We start from the raw sequence: 23395 nt of genomic DNA, 5'->3' as shown, positions 1-23395 counted from the left end.
GGACATCCGCGACTGGATGGATCAGTGGAACGACGACCCCAAGCCGTTCGTCTGGACCAAAACCGCCGAAGAGATCCTGGAATCCCTCGCTAAATATTGCCGACGAATTTCAGGCGCATGACACTAGTGGGGTGACCACAAACGTTGGCCGGGTCGTGGTCATGTTGCTCGGGTGGCCGGGCGTTCGCGGAAGCAACCGGCCGAAAGTGCGATCTTGGACGGCTGCACGGCACTTTCGACCCGTGCCGCGGCAGGGCACGGCTCCGCAGAATTGGGCCTCATGTCAGAGAGAAGACGGCGCATCGACGCGCTTGATGTGATCCGCGGATTCGCGCTCTGCGGGATCTTGCTGGCCAATGTTGGGCCGATTTCCAACATCAGCGGCAAGATCGTGCCGCCCGGGGCGAGCGACTGGATGGGGTACGTCGTTGATCATCGATTCTTCCCCATCTTCGCCGTTCTGTTCGGCGTGGGGTTCGCGCTGCTGCTGGAGTCGGCCGAGGGCCGTACGGCGAGTCCGCGGCTGCTCCTGGTGCGCAGGCTGCTCGTGCTGCTCGTGATCGGCCTCCTGCACATGTTCCTGATCTGGCCGGGTGACGTGCTCGCCATCTACGCGGCCTCCGGGCTGGTGTTCCTGCTGCCGTCGACCTGGCTGCCGCGATGGGCGGTCGCGGTCCTCGCCGTTGTGGTCCTAGTGGCGTCCCTGTTCGTCACCAACGGCTACCTGCTCGCCCCCGGCCTGCTGCTGGCGGGCGCTGCCCTGGTCAGATATGGCGTGATCGACCGGATCGAGCAGTCCGCGAAGGTACCGGCCATCACGGGGGTGCTGCTCGCGGTGGCCGCGGCACCGACGCTGGCGCTGCAAGTCGTCCTGCAGATGAACAATCCCGGCGGCAGGGCCGCCGGCGTCATGACGGCGGTCGCCGGTATGTTGATCGGCGGGCTGTACGCGTGCGTGCTGCTGCTCCTGCTCAGGACGACGCTGCGGGCGGCGCTGCACGCGCTCCTTGCGCCGTTGGGGAAGATGGCGCTGACGAACTACCTCACCGCTTCGATTCTGGTGCTGGCCGTGGCGCACCTGCACGGTCGCCCGCAGGACTGGACCCAGCCCGCGCTCCTGGCCGTCGTGATCGGGGTCATCGCCGCGCAGTGGCTGTTTTCCACGCTGTGGCTGCGCCGTTACCGGTTCGGTCCGCTGGAATGGCTGTGGCGCTGGGCCACGTGGGGCCGCCGCCCGGCCCTCCAGCACACCCAGGGGGTGGCCACGAACGTTGGCCCGGCCGGGTGATCGTGCTGCTCGGGTGGCCGGTCGTCCCCAGCGGCGTTGTTTCTCGCTGCGGATGCCGGGGCGTTCGCGGCGTCGGGGACGGGCAGGGCGACCCACTCGCGGAAGACCTTGCCGGCCGGGGCGAAAGGCCGGCCGATGCCGTCTTCGACGAGCCGGGCGACGCGCTGTCGCGGCAGCTTGACGATCACGCCTGACCGCGCCGGTCGAGGCAGGCGAAGAAACGGCCGTCACGCCGCACGCAGGTCGCCATGCTCGCTGATTGTGTCGGCCCCGATGGCTAGGCTCACTGACGTGAGCACGGTCGAGGACACCGGTGCCGAGCACGCGGCCCTGCTGACCGCCGCGCGCGACGGCGACCACGCCGCCTTCACCGCCCTGGTCGCGCCGCACCGGCGGGCCCTGCATCTGCACTGCTACCGCATGCTCGGCTCGATCGACCAGGCCGAGGAGGCGCTGCAGGAGACGCTGTTACGGGCCTGGCGCGGCCTGGGCGGCTACCAGGGGCGGGCACCGCTGCACCACTGGCTCCACAAGATCGCCACCATGGCGTGCCTGCGGGCCGTCGAGCGGCGCGAGCGTCTGCCGGCCGTGCACGCCGAGATCGCCCACCTGCAGCCGTACCCGGATGCGCTGATCGACGAGCTGGACCCCGCGCTCGTCGCCGAGCGGCGCGAGGAGGTGACGCTGGCCTTCGTCGCGGCGCTGCAGCTGCTGCCGCCCACCCAGCGAGCCGCGGTCATCCTGCGCGAGGTGCTGTGCTGGAGCGCCGCCGAGGTCGCCGCACTGCTCGACGTCAGCGTTCCGGCCGTCAACAGCCTGCTGCAGCGCGGCCGGGCGGCCCTGCGCTCGGGGCCGGAACGGCCGCAACGTCCCCTGATCGACTACGAGCGGCGGCTGCTGCGTCAGTTCGTGCAGGCATGGGAGCGCTGCGACATCGACGCGCTGGCCGCGCTGCTGCGCGAGGATGTGATCTTGCGGATGCCGCCGGAGGAGGTCGAGATCGCCGGTCGGGCGGCGGTGACGCGGTTCTTCGCCACCGAGCCGGCCGGCGGGCGGCTGGATCTCATCCGCCTGGTGGAGACCGGGGCGAACGGACAGCCCGCGCTGGCCGCGTACCTGTCGGAGAAGACGGGCCGTTGCCGCGGTTACGGCATCATGGTGCTGTCCATGACGCCGGAGGGCGTGGCCGAGCTCGTCGGATTCCCCGATCCCGCCGTGTTCCGCTGGTTCGACCTGCCACTGGAGGCTCCAGCGTGAGAAGACTGCGGGATCTACGCAACCTGGGGCCCAAGAGCGAGGAATGGCTGGCGCTGGTGGACATCCGAGAGCCGCAGCAGCTCCTCGAGGTCGGCCCGGTCGAGGCCTACCGGCGCCTGCAGGACGCGGCCGTGCCAGGGCTGTCGCTGAACGCGCTGTGGGCCCTGGAAGGCGCGGTGGCCGACATCGACTGGCGGCACATCCCGGCCGAGCGGAAGCAGGAGCTGCTCGCCGAGCTCGCGAACGGGTAGCGCCGTCAGCGTTCCAGGCGAGCGCGCAGGCGCTCCCCTCGTTGCGGATCGTCATCGGGAACGGCCGCTCGACCGCCGGCTCCACCATGCGGTCGGGCTCGGCTCGCTCCCGCCGCACCACGACCTGCGGCCGCCTCACCTCGACTGGCATGCGCCCATTCTCATACGCCGATGAGTCGAGGCAGCAGGCGGGATCTGTCTGGGTGAACGGTCGCGTCCGCGACCCACCACCAGGAGAAACACCATGGATCCTCGCACCACCGTCGCGCCTTACTACCACGCCTGGCAGCACCGGGCCGGAGACATGACCCAGGTCCCTCTCGCCGCCGACTTCACCTTCTCCGGACCCGTCGCCAGCTTCACCGACAGCGCAGGCTTTCGCGCCATGGCCCGCCAGGCCGGCGCCGCGGTCCGCGATTTCCGGGTTCGCCACCAGTTCGCCGACGGCGACCTGGTCTGCTCCATCATCGACTGGCAGATGGACCCACTGCCCGGCACACTGACCGCCGCCGAACTGCTGCGCGTTCGCGACGGCCAGATCGTCTCCGGCGAGCTCATCTACGACGCCGAAGACCTGCGCCGCGCGATGGCTCAGCCACCCGCCCTCACGACCCTGCTGGAACGCAGCCACACCCTGGTCGCCAACGTGATCAGCCAGATCAGCCCGCAAGACTGGGCGTCCTCGAGCCCGTGTGCGAAGTGGACCGTCCGCCAGACGGCCAACCACCTCGCAGGGGGCCTGCTGCTCCTCGCCCGCTTCGCAGAAGACGACCAGGTGGACCCGGCCGAGATCGACGCCCAACGCCAAGCCGACACCGACCACCTCGGCACCGACCCGGCAGCCGCCTTCGCCGCGATCGCCGGCCGCTCGCTGGCCGCCTTCACCGCCCCCCGGACGCTGGAACGCGAGCACGCCTTCCTGGGCGCCGCCGTGCCCGGCACCGTGCTGGCCTCGATCAGCCTGCTCGAATCACTCGTCCACGGCTGGGACATCGCCACCGGCGCCCACCTGCCCTACCCGGCCGACGACGACGTCGTCCAAGCCGTGTGGCAGTTCGCCACCACCAGCCCGGTCGTGGCCCAGAACCGAGACAGGCAGTTCGCCGAGCCACTGCCCGTCCTGCCCACTGCCCCGCTGAACGTCCGACTCCTCGCCCACCTGGGACGACCCGCACAACCGTGACGCCCCACTCGCCCGCCCACCGGTCCACCTGCGACCGGCGGGCGAGGCTAGGGGGACGGCCACGAGAGCCATCGATCAAGGGGATGGCCAAACACTCAACTGACAGGACAAACTCAAAGCCATGACCCGGCATGGCGTCGACTACAGCAGGCTCAAGGTCACATCACGGCAGCAGATCGCCCACCTGCGCGCCCAACGCGCTCATGAACGCAAATGGCGCGACGTACGTAAGCTTGCGCACCTTTACCGGCAGGTACGGTTGGGCGCGCTCCTGATCGGCATCGCTGCGACGACCGTTGTGGCGCTCCTGCGTGGGTGGGGAGTCCTGCCGCCGCTGCCGTAAACCAATAGGCAGTCAGACGTCGGACGGAAGGCTTGTCGTCGCTGGCTGCGCCGGATGCCACCCGGGCGCACTCACGCCATCGGTGCCAGGGGATTCCTGCTCGTCGTTGAGATCAAGACGTACGCTGACATGCCTCGGAGGTCGTGCCTGAAACACTCGCCGCCCCATCGGGGGTGGCGTCCGGAATCCGGTGTAAAAGGGACGGGCGCGGTTCCGGCGACGCACCCGCCTGGTCGCGGTACTGGTGGCGCTTGCCCGGGCTGTCACGGGGTGAACCGCTCCGGGCGGAAATCCGCAAGCCTCTCATCTCTCTTCCCGCTGAGGATCTCCGAAGCAAGCAGCCGGCCGATTACCGGACCGAGCGTGATGCCGCTGTGGGAAACGGCCTCGTAGTAGCCCGGCACAGACGGCACCGCTCCCACCGAGGGGAAACCGTCGGCTGGGATGGGCCGGTCGGCTACCCGTGTCTGTAGGATGCGGGAGTTGCCGAGTTCGGGAACGACGTGCCGCGCCGATTCGTGGAGCAGCCGTGCGAGTTCCGCTGGATCTTCGCCTGTGTCGATGAGCGCGTCGATCTCGCGGCTGTGGAGGACCACCGAAGCGTCTCCGTCAGGACGGATCTCGATGTGAGGCGCGTGCATGACCCGGTGAACCGGGACCTGAGCACAGCCGATCCGGGTGACGACGCCGGGTTCCCGGCGCATCGGCAAGTGCCGTGCGATGAGCCCGGCGACGTGGGAGGCACTGGGGCCCGCTGCGTTCACGACGATGTCGACGTCGAGACAGCTCCCATCGGATAGGGCAACCGTCCGGATGCTCCCGTCGGCACCGGTGCCGATGTCACAGACCGCGGTGCCGAACCGGTGCTCGGCGCCGGATGCAACGGCCTGGCCGACCAGGCGGCCGACGAGATGACGTCCATGCACCCAGGCTTCGTCGGGGTAGAACACGACGGGAACCTCGCCGGGCATCGTGAGAGCAGGTTCGAGGCGGCGGCGCGCCTCGGCCCCCGTACACACCTCGACCCGGTAGCCCCAGCCGGCCAGCAGTCCGGCTGTTTCCAGGAGCTTCGCCTCCGCTGCGGGATCGTCTGTCCAGCGCAGGTGGCCGCTGGGATACCACCATGAGTTTGGCCCGATGGTCCCGGCAAGCTCACGGTACGCCGTCATGCCCGCGACGTTCAGGTCGAAGTAGGACTTGCGCGCGGTCTTGTTGCTGGCATTGACCCATGAGAAAGACCAGTTGGTGACGCCTTCGCCCGGCTGGCCCGCGTCGATGAAGACCACCTTGGCGCCGTGCCGGGACAGGTTCCAGCCCACGCTGGCTCCGAGGATGCCCACTCCGATGACAGCAACACGTTCAGACCGCTTCACAGACCCGATCCTCACGAACGCCCCCTTCCCAGACCACGGGCGAACTCCCGCTTCCAGCATGCATGCATGTGGAACGGTGAGCACGATGAACGGCACAGGCAAAGGCTCCGCAATCGGGTGCCCGAAGCGGGCGGGTGCGGTGCCGGCTTCGTGGTGATGTCAGGCGATGGCACTGACATTCCCGGGGCGGTCGTCTTCCCGGGGTGGCGGTGCGTGGCCGGAGATGGCGGGGCGGGTCGAGGAGCGAGCGGCGCAGGTCTTGGAGCAGGCGCATGCGATCGCTGGTCATGTTCAGGCCGCGCCAAGCCGCGGGAGGACGGGATGGGCAGCCAGAGGCGCTCGTAGAAGCGCGAAGCTCCCGCAAGCGATCTCGGTGGGCGGATCGAACCTGACGACGACTGAGGAGCCGCAAGGGGTTTGATGCCTGTTGATCGATCTGATACGCAGGAGATGGTGGTGTTCATGGATTTGGTGCCCGATCAGCAGGCCCTTTTGGATTGTGTTCCTCAGGACGGTTCCGCGATCAGCAATCTGACTGCTCAGAAGCTCCTCGGGTGGGAGACCGATCGTTACTGGGCAGCCCGTGACGCGTTAGTGGATGCCGGGATGGTCGTCCGGGGCAAAGGCAGAGGAGGGACGATCCGCCGCGTCGTGGACGCGGGGCCGCCTGCCGACGTGGTGTCCGTACCCGTGGGCGTGGCGGATCCGGCGCGTGAGGTCGAGGCGGTCATCCAGAGCGAGCTCGCGCTCTACGAGCCGATGCGCAAGGTGATAGCCGGCGACTGGGCTAAAGATCACCGCTCCGATCCCTTAGCTGTGGAGGTGACCGCGCTCCAGGGACGCCGGAGTACGGGCGGCACCTGGTCGCGCCCCGACATCGTGAGCGTGGAGATCAGAACCTTTGCCTACGTGCCCGGCAAACACCTGGAACTGGCCACCTTCGAGATCAAGCTGGCCGCCGCACTGAACGTACAAGCGGTGTTCGAGGCCCTGGCCCACCGCCGATCCGCCACGCGTTCCTACGTCCTGGCGCACATTCCCGCCACTGAGGCTGTCGCGATGGAGGACATCGTCGGTGATATCGCCGAAGTCGCGCGTTCGCACGGCATCGGCCTCATCACGGCGGGCAATGCCGAGGACTACGAGACCTGGGAAGAGCGGGTGGAGGCCCAGCGCGTCGAACCGGACCCCGAACGTCTGGACACCTTCATCGCCACCCAACTCACCGACCGAACCAAGAATCTGATCTCACGGCGGCTGCGTTAGCCGCTCGGCGGGAGGAGGCGCGGGGTCATTCGCCGTCCGGCTCTGCCGGCTCCGCGGCCGGTGCGATCTGCAGTGGAGTAGCGGCCCCGCTGGCGATCTCGCGTCCTTGATTCAGTGTGTAGTCAAGCTGCCTGGCCAGGAGTGGGAGGCTCGCCGGAGGTAGATACCCATCAGCGCCGGCGTCGAGTAGTCGTCGGACCGGGCCGTGGTACTGAACTCCGAGTTCGTGGTCCTCGATTTCGGTGACGATGACCCGAGCTTTCGGGAACATCGATCGGAGTGCTGCGATCAGCTGCGGGCTGCCCGGAGGTACCAGCAGCACATCGGTCGTCGCGGGAGCCGCATGCATATCGAGCACTACGTAGTCCGCCCCGAGCTGGGTGGATAGCGCAACCCGAGCCGCGGTCGACAGCTCCATCGCGGTGGCCACGACTGTCACGCTCTCGTAGTCGATCGGTGCTTGATCGTTGGGTTCATCTGGCGCGTCGCGATCGACGATGGCGCCTTGGACCAGGTCAATGGTGCTGGAGATCGTCGCGATCGACGCGCCGTCACGCGTGAGGACCAAGTTCTCACCAGGCTCGAGGGCGTCGATGAGCGCCACGACGTCTTCGGGAAGGCGGGTCACGTCGATTCGCTGTGTGGAGCGTGGGGCGCGTTTGCGGATCACCATGCCTGGGACGCGCTCACGGCTGCGGGGGCACCCTGCGTCATGCGCGGCCCCGGTCGCCTGGCGAAAGGCCCATCCACGGTGACATGGTCGCCTCCCCGAAGGTGCCGCTCAACCAGATGATCACATAAGTCCCTTCTGATGCTGTGATCTTGTTGGATGCCACTACACGACCATTGGTTCGAGGCTGCGCCGGAGTTTTCCCCCTTCGTCCATGTCCGCGCCCATCGACGGCGACGGAAGGCGGGGCCATGGGAAGGCGGGCCGCGCAGCGCATCGGACCTTGTGGCTCGCCAGAGATGCGATAAGCCGAAGAGTTAGCTACCAGTTCCAGCCAGCTAGTTGATCAACTAAGTGGCGGCTCGCCGTCGCCATAGGAGTTCCGGGCCACGAGGGTCTGCCTGGCGGCGAGCTGACGCGCTGCTACCAGTTCTCTTTCCGCTTGTCTTGGCCGGGTAACGGGTGATCGTGGAGGCCGGCCCGCTCGATCGGCATGACCGCCGGTGATCAGCGAGCCGCTCGCCGGCGACCTGGCGCGGGCTCGACCTCTTGGCCTCCGAACGGGAAGCGCGGGCGTGAGCTCCGGCGCCCACGCTCGCCGGGCGCCGGATCGCAGCCTGCGTACGGTCCGCGAGTGCCTGAACGGAAGCTCAACAGATTCTCAACACGGGGCGGCGCATGATCCGTGGGACGGATCACCTCAGGAGGGAACATGCGCAAGTTAGCGATTGGTGCGGTGCTCGCCACAGGGCTCGCGGTGCTGGCGGTGCCGAGTGCGGCGAATGGGGCGGGGCCCGGGTTCATCGACTACAGCTGCGGGCCGCGGATCAGTTACGAGCGCGCGAACGGGACCATACACCTGGGAAGCGCCGCGACCTCCTTCGGGTATGTCCATCTCGACAAGTCCAGGAACCGGATCTACAAGGGACGGCACGTCTACTATGCGTTGGCCGGCGGGCTCCAGCGCGGGGACAGGGTCACGCTCGACTGGTCGGATACCGGCGGGCGCTCCTGGCACGGCTGCTACGCCAAGCGCCGCGGCAACATCGCCACCGCCGGGGGCGTCGACCAGTGGGGCGGCCGCAGCTTCCGCGCCTGCGTCTTCTCCGTCGGCCGGTGGGCGTGCACACCGTGGAAGAAGTAGTGCGCTCAGACCGTGCATGGTAGATGCGGGAATCCGGTGCAGGGGTGTGGATCACTGCCTTGGCGCCGGATTCTGTGCGAGTCTCGGGCGATGCTGACCAAGAGATGGTTGGTTGACGCGCGCGAATGCCCGTGTCCTTGGTGGTTTCGCCGGATAGGCGGTGGGCGGCAGATGGCGTGCTGCCCGGGAAGCGGGTTTGGGTGGAAGCAGTGGACGGGGGATGCGCCGCCGAAGCAGCTGGGAGAGGGGCCCACTCGCGCCAATCCCGCAAGCGCGCCACGGCTCCGAAACGAAGTCCACGAACAAGGCCGAGCTCTACCAGCGCATCCGTCATGTGCCCCTCTGCTTTCCGCTGGTCGGATGCATGAGCCCAGCGAGGAAGCTCCGGAGCTCGTGGTTCATCGCGTAGATCACGGTCCCGCGCATGCCTCGCGTGAGCAGGACCTTGTACACGTGGCGGACCAGCAGATCGAAATCAGAGTCGGGCACGGTTTTCCTGCTCTTGAACGCCGGATCCTTGTTCTCTTGGCGTACTGTGACCAGGCGTCCGTCCTGGACGGTGAGGTCAGGGCCGAGGATGACGCCGTTCCAGTCGTACTCGAACCCCTGGGCTGTATAGATGCAGCCCACCTGTCCGAATCCGTTCGGCTCGCTGGCCCAGAGCATGCTTGGCGGGTAGTCGCCGACGGCACGGTCGCTCTTGACGTTCCACGGCCGCGCCCAGTCGCCGATGACCACATCGTTGACGAGGGTTTGGTCGGGTCGCGGATCACTCCAGGGCCAGCAGAAGCCGGCGGTCATGCGGGCGGTGCCCGTCTGCGCGCGTAGGAATGTCTCAAGCTCGTACGGTGAGTCGGCGAGCCGCACCTCGAAGTCCTCGTCCCCGTCCCAGGCCATGGGGTCGCCGTCGGCCAGGCCGAGTAGCCGGAGCACCCACTGCTCGTACTTGCGGCTGCCGCCGCAGCGGAACTGTTCATCGAGCGAGACGAACCGGACGTCGTAGCCCTTGTGGCGGGCGTAGCGCTCGATGCTCTCCACGGTGCCGAGCTCGCCGGGCCGTACCACTTGATGTTCGTCGAGGAGGAAGACCGGCACCCGCGCCGCGGACAGCAACTCGTCGAGCTGGCTGCGCCCGCTCCGCTTGGCGGCGGGGGTGAAGCGGTTGGTGGACGTTTCGCGGATGCGATGAGCTTCGTCGCAGATCAGCACATCCAGGCTGTTCTGTTCGGCGTCGGTGAAGCTGTTGAAGTACCGGAAGAGGTTCTTGATCCGGGTGTTGCCTCGGCCGGGGTAGCGGCGCATGGTCTGCGTAAAGGACTGCGAGCCGGTGGCGTGTAATGCCGATCGACCCTGCCTGAACAGTTCGCCGAGCAGGGACAGGGCGATGACGCTCTTGCCGCTGCCGGGGCCGCCGGTGACGATGACGACCTGCTTGGAGTCCGCGCGACGGGCCCGCTCCACGGCGCCCATGACCATCTCGTACGCGACCTGCTGTTCGTCCAGCAGCGTGAACTGCTCGCGTTCGCGGATCTCCTTGGAGGCATAGGTCATGAGCTGCTTGCTCGGCGCGACCGCGCTGCGGAGGAGGCGATCGGCTGCGTCGGCGCCGGGTTTGTCGGCAAGTCGCTCGCCCAAGTAGCGGAGGAACTCGCCACGGCGCTGCTTGGTGAACAGACGGCTGCGCTCGTCGCGAACCTGATCTGCCAGACCGTCGACGTCCAGGTCCATGGCGTTGTGCAGGTACGCGGCTCCGTAGACGGCATTCGGCTTGCCGTTGAGGACGCCGAGGAAGTCGCGCATGTATTCGCAGTACCGGCGGACCTGCTCGGCGGGGTTGAGCCTCTCACCGCCCGGCATGCCGTCCACGATGACCAGATGCTCGCCCAGCTCCGAGGGCTCGGCACGGCTCCACTGCTTGAGCTCGACCACGACGTACGAGTCTTCGCCAGTGCGCGGATGCACCCCGGCGAGGATCACGTCGACGCGCTTGCTGGTCAGCGGAAGCTTGTACTCCACGAGCATCTCGACCCTGCGCAACCCGGCGTCGGCCAGATCACGGGCGAGAGCCGGCAGACTGCGCTGCCAGGACCTGATCTCGGAGGGGGAGGGGCGGTGCCCGCTGGTGGCGCGCACGTGCTCGGCGATCACCTCCGCGAACGCGGCCTCGTTGGGAGAGGCGAGCAGGTTCTCGACAGACAGCCGCAGCGCCGTCACGGATTGTCCCCCAGGCAGCACGAGAGAACTCGTGCGGGTGGGGGCCTATCCGCTCCGGCCAAAGCCGTGGGAACGCGGAAGCCCGTCGGGCCGCATCACATGGTCGCCAAAAGAGTAGCGGGGGCGCCAATTCTGCGAAACCAGCGAGAACGCATCTCGCCGGGTGCCGGTCCCGCCGGGTGTCCTGGCAGTCCGGGTGAGTGGCTTCCTATCTGACTAGGAAGCTTCCTCCTAATGCATTAGCCTGATCGGCATGGTCGAGGGCCTACCCCCGCACATGCGTCAGCTCGCCGAGGTCGCCGCGATAGTGGCCGCCGCAGGTGCCACTGCTGACTGGCTGTATCACCTCAGGGGCGACATGTGCGCGCTGCGTGTGATCAAGGATGGCATCATCTCGGTTCCCGTCATGATCCCTGCAGACCCGGACCGCGATCCCGAGCTGTTTCGTGAAGCCCTGAAGCGCCTGGAGGCGGTCACTGAAAGGATGAGCCGATGAGCAAGACGATCACCTATGTCATCACCTACGAGAACGGACGGTGGGTGGCGCGTTGCCCTACGGGGGAGACCGAGGGCGTCGGCGTGGCCAGCTCCTTGTCGCAGATGGAGCGCGATTTGGCCGAGATTCACGCCTGGGCCTGGCCCCAGGACACTCCCGGCGTGGACTTCGTCTTCGACCTGCCCGAGGAGGTGGCCGCTGTGGTGTCCGAATATCACCGTGAGAAGGAACTCGCCGAGGCTCACACCAGGCGCGCCGCGGAACTGGCTGTCAAGGCGGCAAAAGCTCTCACAAGTCACTGGTCCGAGCCGGACACGGCACGTGTCATGGGCCTGTCCAAGCAGCGCGTCCACCAGCTGAAGGTCAGCACCTGACGGACTTTGTCGAGCGCGATGCCGACGGCACCGTCGGTGAGCGTGGCCCATGTGCCAGTGCCGCTGCTGGTCACGGTCACCGCGCTGTGTTCACATTTCGTCGCGGCCTTCGCGTCGGCCTGCTGCAGCAGGTCCGTAGCCTGGCTGCACGCCAGCGCATGCACCGGGTATCCGAGTGAGCGATCACAGCGAGCAGCCACAGAGAAGGTCGCACCGAACCGCTGATGGGAGGTCGGCATGTTGGCGTACGTCGTTGAGGCGTTGCGCTTCAAGCGCGATCATGATCGGCTACAGGAACTGGTGGCCTGGCTGCAGGAAGAACACGGCCCGATCACCGAACATGAGCGCGCGGCAGTACTCAAGGAACTGGAATATCTCGACGCCGAGCACCAAAACCGCAGCGCTGGCTAACCAACCCTCCCTGGTCCGCAGCCCACTCGGCACCGAAGTCCTCGTGTCTCCGCCACACATCACCCTCTAGGGCGCCCGTCGGCTGGATTGGCGCGCGTCGTCGCCGACGACCGGCCCCCACGGTCACGTACTCCTGGCGCCCGTTCCTCACGGGGTACCGGCCAATCCCCCTGCGCTTGCATGTGCAAGCGCCTTCGCGCGGCCCGCGTTCGATCCGCATCTCCCCGGCTGTTCCACGACGGCCTCTGGGAATTGGACGAGTCCGACGTTCCGCAGGCCAGCACGAGCGCTGCCCAGCGCTGGATGCGCGACCACGCACCCACGGGCGGCCTGCGGCCCTGGGTCTACACCATCGTGACCCAGCACGCGGACGTACGCGCGCAGATCGTGCTACGCCTCCTGTCGAAGTACTTCCAGGACGTTGACCACGACGCCCTACTCACAGAAGTGGGCTTGTCGAGTCCTTCCGACACCGAAGTGCTCTTGACCGACGGATCCCCGGCCCCACAGCGCCGTCAATCCACCACGATGCGGGTGATCCGTGATTCGGTTCTGGTGCAGCAGGTCAAGGACTTACACGAACACCACTGCCAGATCTGCGGTGTACGGCTTCAACTTCCCAACGGCCCGTACGCCGAAGGCGCCCACATTCGCCCAGTCGGAATGCCGCACAACGGCCCGGACGAGCCAGGAAACATCCTCTGCCTCTGCCCGAACGATCACGTCCTCTTCGATCGCGGCGCACTCACCCTTACGGACGACTTGCTTGTCTTCGACGAAGTCGCTGGCCAGATCAAGGGCCGCCTCCGCCTCACCCCGCAGCACACGATCAACATCGAGCACGTTGTCTACCATCGCGAAGTAGCCCGCCAGATAACGGGTTGAACTGGTGAATATCATCGCCGGGGAACGTCGGGGCCTGGCGCTCGGCTCCGGCAACACGATTCCGGACGCGACACGCCCTGCGTAAGACTGCAGCAGTCCGTGATGACATTGACAGCTCCGGGGCTGGCGAGGATAGAGCACGCATAGGGGCGGAAGCGAAATTGCTGAACTCCGAGGGCTCATTGCCTGTCTCCTGCTGGTCCATAAATCGGAATTGAGGCCAGGCCCGATCCTCTGCTCCCGGCGTCGGAGCCGCCGAACATGTTGTTGCCAAGCTCCCACCTGGCCATACCTCTCTACTGACAGCGCCACAAGTAAATCCCTTCGATGACGAATAGGGTCCAGCGTTCTTGTCGGTCACGTTTGCTTACATGGCGTCAGACGGATGGAATTCGAGATCGGGAGGGAAACCATGGCGGATCGGTATTATCGGCGCGGTCATTGGGTCAATAAGTCCAGTCGAAAATCAAAGAAAGGGGCGGGCTGGGTGATATTGGCGATCGCAGCCGCTGTGGCCTGGTTCGCCGTCCAGGGAGTCAAATCCGATACCCCGGCCCCCGCTGAGCCGGCCTCCACAGGGCAGGTCGCTCCTGCCGACGTCGCGCCGGCAGAGGCCCCTAACCCGTGAGAACGGCAGCATGGGGATGGCTGCGGTCCCGCATTCGTCTACGTCTCCCGTCCGGCGGCGGCGAATGGACCGCAGCTGCAATCGCGGCCCTGTTCGGTGGCCTGCTCCTCTTCGAGGCGATGCGGGCCTTGATTGATCTGCTTCTCAGCCGCTGGTACTTCAGCGCCGCGGCGATCTCCCTCCCCCTTGCGATCGTGATGGCTCGTCTGCGATGGAGGGCGGTGGTCCGGCGTCGTCGTGCCCAGCGGATGGCTCACCTGCGGCTTGACCTGGTCAGCGAGATCGATCGACTCGACCCCACCGCGTTCGAATACGTCGTACGCGACCTGATGATCCGCGACGGCATCGACGCGAGGCGGGTGGGAGGAGCAGGTGACAGGGCTGCTGATGTAATCGGCCGTGACCCGGACCGCCGCGTGATCGTGGTGCAGTGCAAGCACACGGTTACCGGGAGAAAGGTTGATGCACGAGTCATCTACCAGGTCTATGGCACGGCGGAGCCCGCACACGGTGCTCAAGTCGCCATTGTGGTGACCAATGGGTGGTTCACCAAGGACGCCGCGAAGTTCGCGGCCGACGTCGGCGTTCATCTCGTCGATCGTTTGGGTCTGCGGGCATGGGCTCAGGAAGGTGTCAGCCTGCAGGAACTGCTCAAACTGAGCTCGATCATGCGACCATGGCAAAGACGCCGTGGACGGCTCCGCCCTCACCGCCGGATCAGTGTGGCAAGATCGGCCGGAAGCAATGGGAACGCCTCGCGACCGGGAAGGCAGTCCACCGCACCGTGACGGATGCCTTCACTTCACGCGGCATCGGCCGCTTCTCATCTTGAAACGACACGATGCCGATCAAGGTGTGCGAGCACGGTGTGGTTGGCCGCCCAGCCGTCGGGAAACTTGATCGGCACGTTGAGCTGTACCTTTGGGCTGGAGGGATGGGTGTCGAGCAGGTCGGAGATTCCCGCCCGGGCCACGACGATGCACGCCTGCCGATGCCGCGACGTCAGCACGCAGAGCCGCCCCGACTCCAGGTGGAAGGCGGTGGCATCGCGGCGGCCGGACAGCGGGTGCCAGACGATGGTGACGTCGTACTCGCGGCCCTGGAGCCGATTGGCCGTGTCTACGGTCACGCCCTCAGGAACACCGGCCTTCCGTACGGCGGCCACCTGGTCCTTGTGGGCGCACCCGATGGCGATCCGGGTCCCGTCCACCGAGTGTGAGCCGTGCTCATCGTCGGCTTCCGTCCCCCTCTGGAGCAGGCGGCGAGCCAGCGCGGCGCACGCATAGGCCATCTCGGGATCGGTCCGTACGGCATGCCGGTTCGGCAACTCGTGCAACGCCCACCCGGAGGCGGCGGCCTCCTCCAGAGTTGGATCCCAAGGATCGCGGAGGCCGGTAGCCGTGAAGCGCAGCCGTCGCTCACCTTCGGCCGTACCCGAGGTGAAGGCGTTCGCAGGGTAGAACGCACGCGACACCACCGGGGCCGCGCTGGCCGGAAGTCGCCACGACACCGGCAGCTGATGGACTTTGAGGTCATTGAGCCGTTGCGTCACCGCGACCGCGCTCTGTGTGGGATCCCAGGCGAGCCCAGTCCAGCGTTCGCTTTCGATCAGGGAGAAGGGGTCTAGCTGGCCGGGGTCGCCGACGAACAGGGCATGCCCGCCGGCGAAGAGCGGGGCCACGGCCAGGAGCTTGTCCGAGCGCATCTGGTAGGCCTCGTCCACGATCGCCCAGTCCCAATTCCGATCAGAGACATACGCCCACTTGTCGGCAGTGGCGACAATGACCTGGCACTTCTCGATCTTCTCGATCTTGTTGTCCGGCGTGACGTTGCCGTGGCGTGTGACGCGAGGCGGTGGCTCGAAGCCCTCAGCATGCAGACGCCCGATCGTCAGCTGCGGCGCCCGGCTCGCGAGCTTGTCGACGAGGTCGTCGACCTGCTCGTTCGTCTGCGCGACGATCATCAGCCGCTCGCCGGACGATGCGACACGCATGGTGGTGGCGACCACCAGCGTCGTCTTGCCGGCGCCGGGCGGGGAATCGACGACGAGTCCACAATGAGCTCCGCTGGTGTAGTCGGCGAGGATGCCGTCAGTGGCTGCGGCGGCGGCTTCCTGCGGGGTCACGACCAGACCTCCTGCGCGTCCTCGTCAGTGGGTACGTACTCCTGCGGCGGACCACCATGGGTCCAGGGCGTCTGGTCCAACGACGGCAGCCGCGGTCGATGTCCTCCACCCGGATCGAGCTCGGTGTAACAGACGATCTCGCCGACACCGGGAATGGTCGCGCCCTTGGTCATACCGGAGTTGATCTGAATGACCATGACGCCAGCGTCGGCGGAGACGAGCCGACATGACTGCTTGGGGCGTTGCGGAGAGAGGAGTTTCGCGCCGGGCGTGAGCCGTACCGGGTCATCGGTGCGGACGGTCACCAGCGGCCGGTTCACCCGCCGCGTCTTCCCGGGTGGGACGATCTTCCTGTCTGCCTCGACTTCGACAACCTCGCCCTCGAAGGCGACACCCTCGGCCCGGTAGTCCGCCATGACGAGAGGGTCGTCGAACGCCTTGCTGGCTTCGTAGCTCTGCTGGGCGCTCTCCAGCATGGCGAGCCGGCGGGCCGCGGCCTGTGGGTTGTCCCACCGTCCTTGCGGAAATCCGCCCTGGGCAATGCGAATGCTCTCCCTGGCGACAGCGGCACGATCACGTTCCCAGCGGCCGGGGACGCTGGCGGCTTCAGGCAAAGCGCGCAGCAGATCGACGGCCTGCCACATGAGGTGCCACGTCGGCTGGAGCTGTTCGTGAAGCGCGTACCGGAGCGGCCCCGCATCGCCGGTGGACTCGTACGAGTCGATCAGCGGCTGCAGGACCTCCCGGTCGAAGCCGGGATCGGTGTCCGGACCGGCCGGCGGCGACCGTAGCGGATCTTCGGCGAGCAGGGCCGCCTCGTCCCCACGCATGTCAGGCGGTGGATCGATCCAGGCCATCACAGCGGCGAGATTGGCGTCTTCGGCGTTGCTCTGGCCGGTGACCCAGTACTCGGTGAGCACATCTGTCATGGCGAGCAGCATGGCCGAATCAGCGAACTCGCTGCGCTCGTGGAGGAAGGTCAGCCACCGGCCGAGTTGCGGCACGAGTGGCGGTACGGCGTGCGGCCCCGACGTCCTGCGAAACCGGCTGGAGCGACCGAGTAACCGGGTGAAGGCGACTCCACCGGGAGTGGGAAGCAGGATTTGGGGCGCGTCGAAACACCGCTCGTGGGGGTATTCGATCCGAGATGCGAACCCCTGAATATACGGCACCAGCACCGCGGCGAGCTCAGCCAGGAAGGCGAAGCGCTGGTCACGGTTGCGTGGCTGGGGGACCACGAGCAACCGGGGGTTTGCACGGTTGTCGCCAACCATCGCGGCGAGGGGAGCCGCGGCCTCTCCCGCCAGGCGAAGCGGGATGAAGACCATCGGCGCGTCCGCTAGATGAATGTGGCGTACAGTCGCGGCCGGCTGGGCACGGCCCTCGTGTACCGCCTGCACCTTCAGGTAGGAGCCGAGGAACGTCACGCGACCACCTCACCGTGGATCCTGCGCACGTACTGCAGCCGGTCGGCGACTGCGGCCTGATCGTCGGAAGCGACGCCGGTGCCCGCAGCGAGATTGACGACCGTGGAGACCGACTCGATGCCGCCGAGGTCATCGCGAACGGACCGGCCCAGGGCCTCCAAGGAGCCGCACGCCCTGGCTTCGGCTCGGCAGAAGTAGGCCATCTCGCAGACGGACAGACATTCAGGAGCGTACCGGGCGGAGATCGCCGAGATCGCTGCGTTCAGCTCGGACACCGAACGCGTTGGCGTGTCACCGTCCATCATCAGATCGAGACTGAGACCGGGCGGCAGGTTGTCCAAAATGGCGTCAATCCTGGCCAAGCGTTCGAGCTGGCGCCGGAGCACCTCCAAGGGGTGGCGGACGTCGATCAGCCTCGCGGTCGGGAAGTTCCTGAAATTCTCCGGGCAAACCAAGACCACGTCGTGAGAGACCCGTTCAGGATCCAGCCCCAGCTCGACAAACAGGTTGCGCATCGCATGGACATAGACGGCCGCCTCTCGGGCGGCGGCGGAAACCTTCACCGTTTCGGCCTGATCGTCGATGATGGCGAACGTTTTGATCGTCACCACGTGGAACTGCCCCTGCGCCTGAAACGCGATGACGTCCGGCTCCAGGTAGACGTCGTAACCCGCCACGTTCAGCTTGAGCAGAGGATGATCGACCATTGTCGCTGCGTCGCCCAGATTGCCGACGGCGCTCTTGAGCAGGTTCACGGTGTATCGGTGGCGTACGCGGTGGATGGCGTCAGCGCCGATCTCCTCGACATCGCGGTAGCCCGCTTCCTCCATGGTGAGGCCGAGCAGCTCACGTAGCAGCCGCAGCAGATGGGCACCACCGTTTTCTTTGACGATCGCCTTGAACTGTCGGCTGCGGATCAGCGCGAAAGGCGACTGGCCGAATTGCGAGGGATAGCCCAGACGCTGGACGACCTTCTCTTTGTCGATCCCGGCCGCGTCCAGCACGGCTCTGCGGTGACAGGCCGGATTGGCGGCCAGCGCGGCGATGCTCCGTGCGTTGTGATCGACGCGCGGGCTCTGGCCACGCAACGCGTCGAGTCGGTTCATGCGGTGCTCGCCGTCCTCAATCCCGAACCGAAGAGCTGATTGACCTCCTCGAGCCGCGCGGCCGCGCGTTCGGCGGCATCCTTGCGCTGTCGCAGGTCTCTTTCTTGATGTACGGCGAGCTCGGCGCGGGCAGCGGCGACGACTCTGGCCGGGTCGGCGGGACCGTAGTCCGCGATCGCGCCGGGGATGTTCTGTGCCATCTGGGTGAGCAGTCGAAGCCCGCCCAGCGGGCTGTCGCCGGCTTGCGTGAGGCGTTCGAGATGCTCGGCGACTCGGATCGTCGACGTTAAGAGGTCGGTGCGAGGGCTGAGCGGTCCGATGATCCGCCGGTACAACGGCCAGGTGCTGAGGGCAAGCACGCCGCGTACCGGAGACAAGCGCTCGGAGCTGAGGGCGGCGCAGAGATAGTACGGCCTCGCGTTGGGCGAGGAACGGAACGATCTCTCCTCGTCCCTGCGCAAGCTCGTGAGTTTGGCATTCGTGATCGTGCCGCTGAAGAAGGACTGATCGACTGCGACGATCATCTTGGCCGCGGCCGGCACCCCCAGCAAGGTCAGCGCCTGATGAACATGCTCTCTGACTGGCGCCGGTGGCGCGGGCGGGGGATTGATGGCCTCTTCCCACGACCGCTCGGCCTGGCGGAGCTCGGCTCTTAGCGATCGCACTCGGGCGTGTTCGCCGGCGGCGGAGGCGATGCGTATCTCTCGCCTCAGCTGAAACATGCGCTCTTCAAGCCTGTCCATGTCCACGTTTCCGCAGCCTAGCAAGCCTTCCCGGGTAAGCCAAGTAATTCCACTTGTTTCCACTATTTCCCACGGTTACTCTGATGGAGTAGCTCGCGTGGCAGACGTGGCATCGCACGTGGACGGGGATCCAGTGCCCGCTCTCCGCGGCTACCCCTTCATCCCCCTAGACGCCGGCCTGGCGGCCCGGCGTCCTACCGCGAGTAGGAGAAATGCCATGACTCGACCCAGGACGCGTGACCTCACGCTGTATCGGCTCACGGGCGTCGAGCCCACCCCCTACGCCATGTTCAGCGTCCTCGACCTCGCCAGGCTCGACGAGCTCGGTGTGGAACCGAGGGAGCTCTACCTCGCCGGCGCACCCGCACTCTGGGTGGCGGGGCAGCAGGACGTGCCGCTGGCCAGCTGGTGCGAGGACGCGTCCGTCACGACCGGCCTGAACGTCGCCTTCGACGAGCGGCGCTCCTTCGGGCTTCTGATGATCGCCGTCGACGGCGCCGTCTACGCCATCGGCTACGGCCAGGGCCACTGGTGGATCCCCGACGAGCGGAAGGACCACGGGTTCGGCATCCGGTTCGCGGTCCGCCGCCTCGACCCCGACTACGTACAGGACGTCGCCCGCCGCCGCATCGGCGCGCGCGGGCGCAGCGACCTCACCCTCGTGCCCGGTGGCATGCCGATCTGGGCGCTCGGCATCGAGGAGCAGGCCGACGTGATCCGTCGCATGGGCGGGCGCTCGCTCGGCCTGAACCTCACCTTTTCCAAGGCCGACGAGCGACCGGTGCGCTTGGAAGCAGGAGTGGGGCTGACCATGCGGTTCGGCGTCCGGGCCGAGGACCTGGTAGCCGATATCCGCGAGATCGCGCGCGTCTGCCGCGAGGACAAGCCGCACCCGTCGCTGGAGTTCGTCGACCACATCCGGCCCATCGCCGACCCGGCACTGGTCGCCCGGCTGGACGCCGGCCTCGACGACGTACTCGGCCGCCCGGACGCTGCCGAGCTCATCTGCGTGGTGCCGACGGACTGCCTGCCCGGCTACGCCCAGGCTCGCCGCTTCGAGGTCAAGATCGGCAGCGCGCCGCAGCGCGTGGACGAGCTCGATGTCGGGCTCATCAGGTTCCGTGCTCTGGTGCAGGCGCCCGAACGACGGGTTCAGGCGCTGCGCAAGGGCAAGATCCGCATGTTCCGTGACGACGCGTGCACCTTCGAGGTGGGGTCAGCGACGGCGATCAAGTGGCTCGAGGTCGTGCTGACCGTGGACGAGCGGCGATACTTCCTGCTGGACGGCGAGTGGTACGAGATCGACCCGGCGTATCTGCAGGCCAAGCTCGACGAGATCGCTCCGCTGTTCACCGGCACGCCTACCGTCGCGCTCCCCATGCGGCACGCCAGCCAGGACGAGAAGGCTTACAACAACTACGTCGCCGACGTCTGTGCGGGATACCTGTGCATGGACCGTGCGCTCGTACGCACCAAGTTCTTCATCGGGAACGGGTTTGAGGCTTGTGATCTCCTCGGCCCTGATGACGTCCTCGTCCACGTCAAGTTCGCCCGCGGCGCCGACACGCTCAGCCACCTGTTCACACAGGGAGTCGTCTCGACGCAGGCTTTGCTGCAATCGGACGAGGCCCTGCGGCGCTTCAAGGAGAAGGTCGAGGAGGCCAGTGGAGGACGGCGTGGGGTGCCGGAGAACTTCCGGCCGCGCAAGGTCGTGTTCGCCATCCACCTCAAGACCGGTGCTACGCTCACTCCTCAGTCTCTCTTTCCGCTGGCCAGGGTTGCGTTGGCTAACGCGGCTCGGCTGCTGAGAACGTACGGGGTCGAGGTGGAGGTCGTGGGTATCCGCGCCGCCGATGACGTGCTCGCTGCGTAGCCCCAGACAGGCGCCTCCTGCGTCACCGACTACGTACGTTTGATGGCCTTACCGACTGCAACCGCTCATGTGGCTTTCGCTTCCATCGGAGGTCACATGAACGAGCGGGTAGCTCAGAAGCGCTCACGATGCGTTCGACCGGGTATCGGAATCCGCGTCTACGTTCACGGCGCGGCGGGGTCATTTCGCACCCTCCGTAGGAGAGCGCGGGCAATATTGGTTCTTCGTTAGGGATGACCTGCGAAAACACCCTCAGCGATACTCGCCATTCGCGTGATCATCCCGCGGATGTCCCGCGGCGACGTAAGGACTCACTCAATGGCGAGTTGGCCGCGCTCGGTGTCAAGGTCGCCGCCTCCGATGAGTGGATCTTGGCGGATTCTGGCATCGCCTCGTCTCCTGACCGATCACATCGCCTGGGCTGACTTCTGCGTAGCCAGGCTGGGACGCTGCTGGCGTGCGACTTCTTTGAGGTCCGTACGCTCGCCGGTGCGCGGTCGCATGTCTTCGCGTACCCCGTCCGCACCCTCGGCCACCCGTACCTCGACCGCTGGCGCGGCCGGGAGGCCGACCTCGCCGCCGATCCCCAAGCCCTTCAGGACTACCAGGACGACGTGGCACGCGGCGCGATCCCCCCGCAGCCGGTTTGGGCGGGAGAGGCCGTCGATCTCATCACCGACCTGCCCTCGGCGGAGGACTTGGTCACCGCGATGGCTGCCCAGGCCGAGGATGCACTGACTCGAGCGGGACGCCGCTGACCCACCGACCGTCAGCACCGTTTCGGTTCGTTCGTCACTATCGCGGTGAAACTACCGAGCCATAGCGGTCACTCGGGCCGCTGAGACCCGTTTATGATCGTTTGCTGCGCTGCGTCGGCCGATTCATGCACCAGGAGCCGGCGCTGCGCTGTGCCCTACGCACTCGGCGGCGCCCGTACGGGCGCCGCTGCGTAACAGCATGCAAGAGATGCGTCGCCCTCGGTCCTGTGTCCCCGCGCCTGACGGCGATGTGGTCTGGCCTCCAGGGCGGGCGAGGCCGAAATTTGACCGACGACCTCCGACCCAAAGGTAAAAATTTCGGTCTGCTGCTATGCCCGTGACACACCTGGCCGTTAACGTTGCCGAAACTTTGGTGCACCTATGACCGAAGTAGGGGAGGGATGGGCGAACGCCCTGTCACGATGTTGAACGTCCTGTCGTTGTCCTCAGTGGCATCTGCGTTCACGCCCATCACTCATCTTGGGGCCGATGTGCTCCAGGCAGGGACGCAGGTCGTCGGGAAGATCTGCGACTGGGCGGGTGGACTGCCGGCTGCGGTGCTGGCGATGCCCGTACCGCTGGTCAACCGTGGCAGGACCGTTCCGCCTGCGGTTTCCTCCGCTACGGGATCTTTTGTGGAAGTACGCTCGGCGGATCTGGCCCCGATGACCGTGGCGTACGAGCGGCGCGGAACCGGAGAGCCGGTGGTCTTGCTGCACGGCCTCGGGTCGAACCGGCAGGCGTGGGACGCGGTGGTGCCGTTGCTGACGGTCGAGCGCGACGTGATCACGGTAGATCTGCCGGGCTTTGGTGAGTCCCCCGATCTCCCCGACGGTCAGCCCCGCGACCTGGCCACCCTGGTGGCTGGGCTGGGCGCGGTGTTCACTGCGCTCGGGCTGGAGCGGCCGCACGTGGTCGGGCATTCCCTGGGCGGGTTGATCGCGTTGCGGCTGGGCCAGGCAGGTCTGGCCCGCAGCGTGACCGCGGTGGCCCCGGCCGGATTCTGGAGCCAGACCGAGCGGTGGTACGCCTTTGCCGTACTGAACGCGGCCCGTCAGATCGCGCGCCTGCCGGAGCCGATCACGGCATGGCTCTCGCAGACGATCCTGGGGCATGCGGCCTTGACCGGCACCCTGTATATGCGCGCTGACCAGTCAGCGCCGGAGGCAGTGGCGGCGTCGCTGCGTGCGCTGCGCCAGGCGGTCGCCTTCCAGGCCACCATGCGCGCCGGGCGCGCACGGGACCTGTTCGTCGGGGATATCCCCGATCTCCCGGTGACCATTGCCTGGGGCACGGCCGACCGTGTGCTGCCGGCGCGTCAGGCGGCACGTGCGGCAGCCATGATCCCCATGATGCGGATGGTGTGGCTGCCTGGATGCAGCCATGTGCCGATGAACGATGCGCCCCAACTGGTCGCGCAGGTCATCATGCAAGCTACCGCCCTAAGCTCCACGACAGAGCGGCGTGGCGCGGACTCCAGGGCGAAGATCGCCATACCCCGCCAGTCGACGGGCACTTCCTCATCGGTGCGCCACGTACGTTCCGCGGTTGATGGCCACACGGGATCATGAATCTGGGGC

Annotated in this window: 22 protein-coding genes and 1 pseudogene; 16 read left to right on the top strand and 7 right to left on the bottom strand. The window is 66.8% G+C overall.

What is annotated here, in order from left to right; genetic code table 11:
• The 7 genes and pseudogenes from ID574_RS60960 to ID574_RS50000 form a co-directional block, all read left to right on the top strand.
• Positions 1–121, top strand: a pseudogene (locus ID574_RS60960) (IS630 family transposase); the annotation flags it as partial.
• A 159-nt stretch (positions 122–280) separates the two neighbouring features.
• Positions 281–1288, top strand: a complete 1008-nt coding sequence (locus ID574_RS50025) for a DUF418 domain-containing protein (protein ID WP_188196134.1) — start codon at positions 281–283, stop codon at positions 1286–1288.
• The gene (locus ID574_RS50020) at positions 1285–1482 is read left to right on the top strand and encodes a hypothetical protein (RefSeq protein ID WP_188196133.1); all 198 of its coding nucleotides are present in this window, start codon (positions 1285–1287) and stop codon (positions 1480–1482) included. Before ID574_RS50025 ends, ID574_RS50020 begins: the two co-directional genes overlap by 4 nt.
• 97 nt (positions 1483–1579) lie before the next feature.
• Entirely contained in the window at positions 1580–2545 is a 966-nt protein-coding gene (locus ID574_RS50015; protein ID WP_223167896.1) for an RNA polymerase subunit sigma-70, read from the top strand.
• Positions 2542–2796, top strand: coding sequence for a TfoX/Sxy family protein (locus ID574_RS50010; protein ID WP_188196131.1), 255 nt, complete (start codon positions 2542–2544; stop codon positions 2794–2796). The genes ID574_RS50015 and ID574_RS50010 overlap by 4 nt, the downstream gene beginning before the upstream one ends.
• Before the next feature lie 244 nt (positions 2797–3040).
• Positions 3041–3979 (top strand): TIGR03086 family metal-binding protein, encoded by a 939-nt coding sequence (locus ID574_RS50005; protein WP_188196130.1) that lies wholly within the window; start codon positions 3041–3043, stop codon positions 3977–3979.
• A 121-nt stretch (positions 3980–4100) separates the two neighbouring features.
• A complete protein-coding gene (locus ID574_RS50000; RefSeq protein ID WP_188196129.1) occupies positions 4101–4322 on the top strand; it encodes a hypothetical protein in 222 nt (73 codons plus the stop codon).
• A 263-nt stretch (positions 4323–4585) separates the two neighbouring features.
• On the opposite strand, the gene ID574_RS49995 is transcribed toward ID574_RS50000, so the two are convergent.
• Positions 4586–5791 (bottom strand): NAD(P)/FAD-dependent oxidoreductase, encoded by a 1206-nt coding sequence (locus tag ID574_RS49995; RefSeq protein WP_223167895.1) that lies wholly within the window; start codon positions 5789–5791, stop codon positions 4586–4588.
• A gap of 324 nt (positions 5792–6115) precedes the next feature.
• Here ID574_RS49995 and ID574_RS49990 point away from each other — a divergent pair, with 324 nt between their 5' ends.
• The gene (locus ID574_RS49990; protein WP_188196128.1) at positions 6116–6961 is read left to right on the top strand and encodes a hypothetical protein; all 846 of its coding nucleotides are present in this window, start codon (positions 6116–6118) and stop codon (positions 6959–6961) included.
• Between the two features lie 25 nt (positions 6962–6986).
• On the opposite strand, the gene ID574_RS49985 is transcribed toward ID574_RS49990, so the two are convergent.
• A complete protein-coding gene (locus tag ID574_RS49985; protein ID WP_188196127.1) occupies positions 6987–7634 on the bottom strand; it encodes a response regulator transcription factor in 648 nt (215 codons plus the stop codon).
• A 709-nt stretch (positions 7635–8343) separates the two neighbouring features.
• On the opposite strand from ID574_RS49985, the gene ID574_RS49980 reads away from it, so the two are divergent.
• A complete protein-coding gene (locus ID574_RS49980) occupies positions 8344–8775 on the top strand; it encodes a hypothetical protein (RefSeq protein WP_188196126.1) in 432 nt (143 codons plus the stop codon).
• A 330-nt stretch (positions 8776–9105) separates the two neighbouring features.
• On the opposite strand, the gene ID574_RS49975 is transcribed toward ID574_RS49980, so the two are convergent.
• On the bottom strand, positions 9106–10989 hold the full coding sequence (locus tag ID574_RS49975; protein WP_223167894.1) for a DUF2075 domain-containing protein: 1884 nt from the start codon (positions 10987–10989) through the stop codon (positions 9106–9108).
• 253 nt (positions 10990–11242) lie between these two features.
• Here ID574_RS49975 and ID574_RS49970 point away from each other — a divergent pair, with 253 nt between their 5' ends.
• The 5 genes from ID574_RS49970 to ID574_RS49950 all read left to right on the top strand — a co-directional run bounded on the left by ID574_RS49970 (position 11243) and on the right by ID574_RS49950 (position 14571).
• Positions 11243–11485, top strand: a complete 243-nt coding sequence (locus ID574_RS49970) for a hypothetical protein (RefSeq protein ID WP_188196125.1) — start codon at positions 11243–11245, stop codon at positions 11483–11485.
• Positions 11482–11859: a hypothetical protein gene (locus ID574_RS49965; protein ID WP_188196124.1), complete on the top strand. Its 378-nt coding sequence runs from the start codon at positions 11482–11484 to the stop codon at positions 11857–11859. Before ID574_RS49970 ends, ID574_RS49965 begins: the two co-directional genes overlap by 4 nt.
• Positions 11860–12096: 237 nt before the next feature.
• The gene (locus tag ID574_RS49960) at positions 12097–12270 is read left to right on the top strand and encodes a hypothetical protein (protein WP_223167893.1); all 174 of its coding nucleotides are present in this window, start codon (positions 12097–12099) and stop codon (positions 12268–12270) included.
• Positions 12271–12522: 252 nt separating this feature from the next.
• Entirely contained in the window at positions 12523–13155 is a 633-nt protein-coding gene (locus tag ID574_RS60955) for an HNH endonuclease (protein ID WP_223167892.1), read from the top strand.
• A 624-nt stretch (positions 13156–13779) separates the two neighbouring features.
• Positions 13780–14571 carry a restriction endonuclease gene (locus ID574_RS49950; protein WP_188196123.1) on the top strand — a complete coding sequence of 264 codons (792 nt, stop codon included), beginning with the start codon at positions 13780–13782 and terminating at the stop codon, positions 14569–14571.
• 35 nt (positions 14572–14606) lie between these two features.
• Here the strand turns inward: ID574_RS49950 and ID574_RS49945 are convergent, their stop codons facing one another.
• The 4 genes from ID574_RS49945 to ID574_RS49930 are packed head-to-tail and all read right to left on the bottom strand — an operon-like array spanning position 14607 to position 19184.
• The gene (locus ID574_RS49945) at positions 14607–15908 is read right to left on the bottom strand and encodes an AAA family ATPase (protein ID WP_223167891.1); all 1302 of its coding nucleotides are present in this window, start codon (positions 15906–15908) and stop codon (positions 14607–14609) included.
• Positions 15905–17335 carry a hypothetical protein gene (locus ID574_RS49940; protein WP_188196122.1) on the bottom strand — a complete coding sequence of 477 codons (1431 nt, stop codon included), beginning with the start codon at positions 17333–17335 and terminating at the stop codon, positions 15905–15907. The genes ID574_RS49945 and ID574_RS49940 overlap by 4 nt, the downstream gene beginning before the upstream one ends.
• A complete protein-coding gene (locus tag ID574_RS49935; RefSeq protein ID WP_188196121.1) occupies positions 17332–18441 on the bottom strand; it encodes a hypothetical protein in 1110 nt (369 codons plus the stop codon). Before ID574_RS49935 ends, ID574_RS49940 begins: the two co-directional genes overlap by 4 nt.
• The gene (locus tag ID574_RS49930) at positions 18438–19184 is read right to left on the bottom strand and encodes a hypothetical protein (protein WP_188196142.1); all 747 of its coding nucleotides are present in this window, start codon (positions 19182–19184) and stop codon (positions 18438–18440) included. The genes ID574_RS49935 and ID574_RS49930 overlap by 4 nt, the downstream gene beginning before the upstream one ends.
• A 217-nt stretch (positions 19185–19401) precedes the next feature.
• Here ID574_RS49930 and ID574_RS49925 point away from each other — a divergent pair, with 217 nt between their 5' ends.
• Complete coding sequence (locus tag ID574_RS49925) at positions 19402–21057, top strand: DUF6119 family protein (RefSeq protein ID WP_188196120.1); 1656 nt, start codon at positions 19402–19404, stop codon at positions 21055–21057.
• Between the two features lie 1180 nt (positions 21058–22237).
• Complete coding sequence (locus tag ID574_RS49920) at positions 22238–23386, top strand: alpha/beta fold hydrolase (RefSeq protein ID WP_223167890.1); 1149 nt, start codon at positions 22238–22240, stop codon at positions 23384–23386.
• The last annotated feature ends 9 nt before the right edge of the window (positions 23387–23395 follow it).

This window comes from Nonomuraea sp. SYSU D8015 (genome assembly GCF_008065375.1).
Lineage (GTDB): Bacteria > Actinomycetota > Actinomycetes > Streptosporangiales > Streptosporangiaceae > Nonomuraea.
This window is presented reverse-complemented; position numbering and strand designations above follow the sequence as displayed.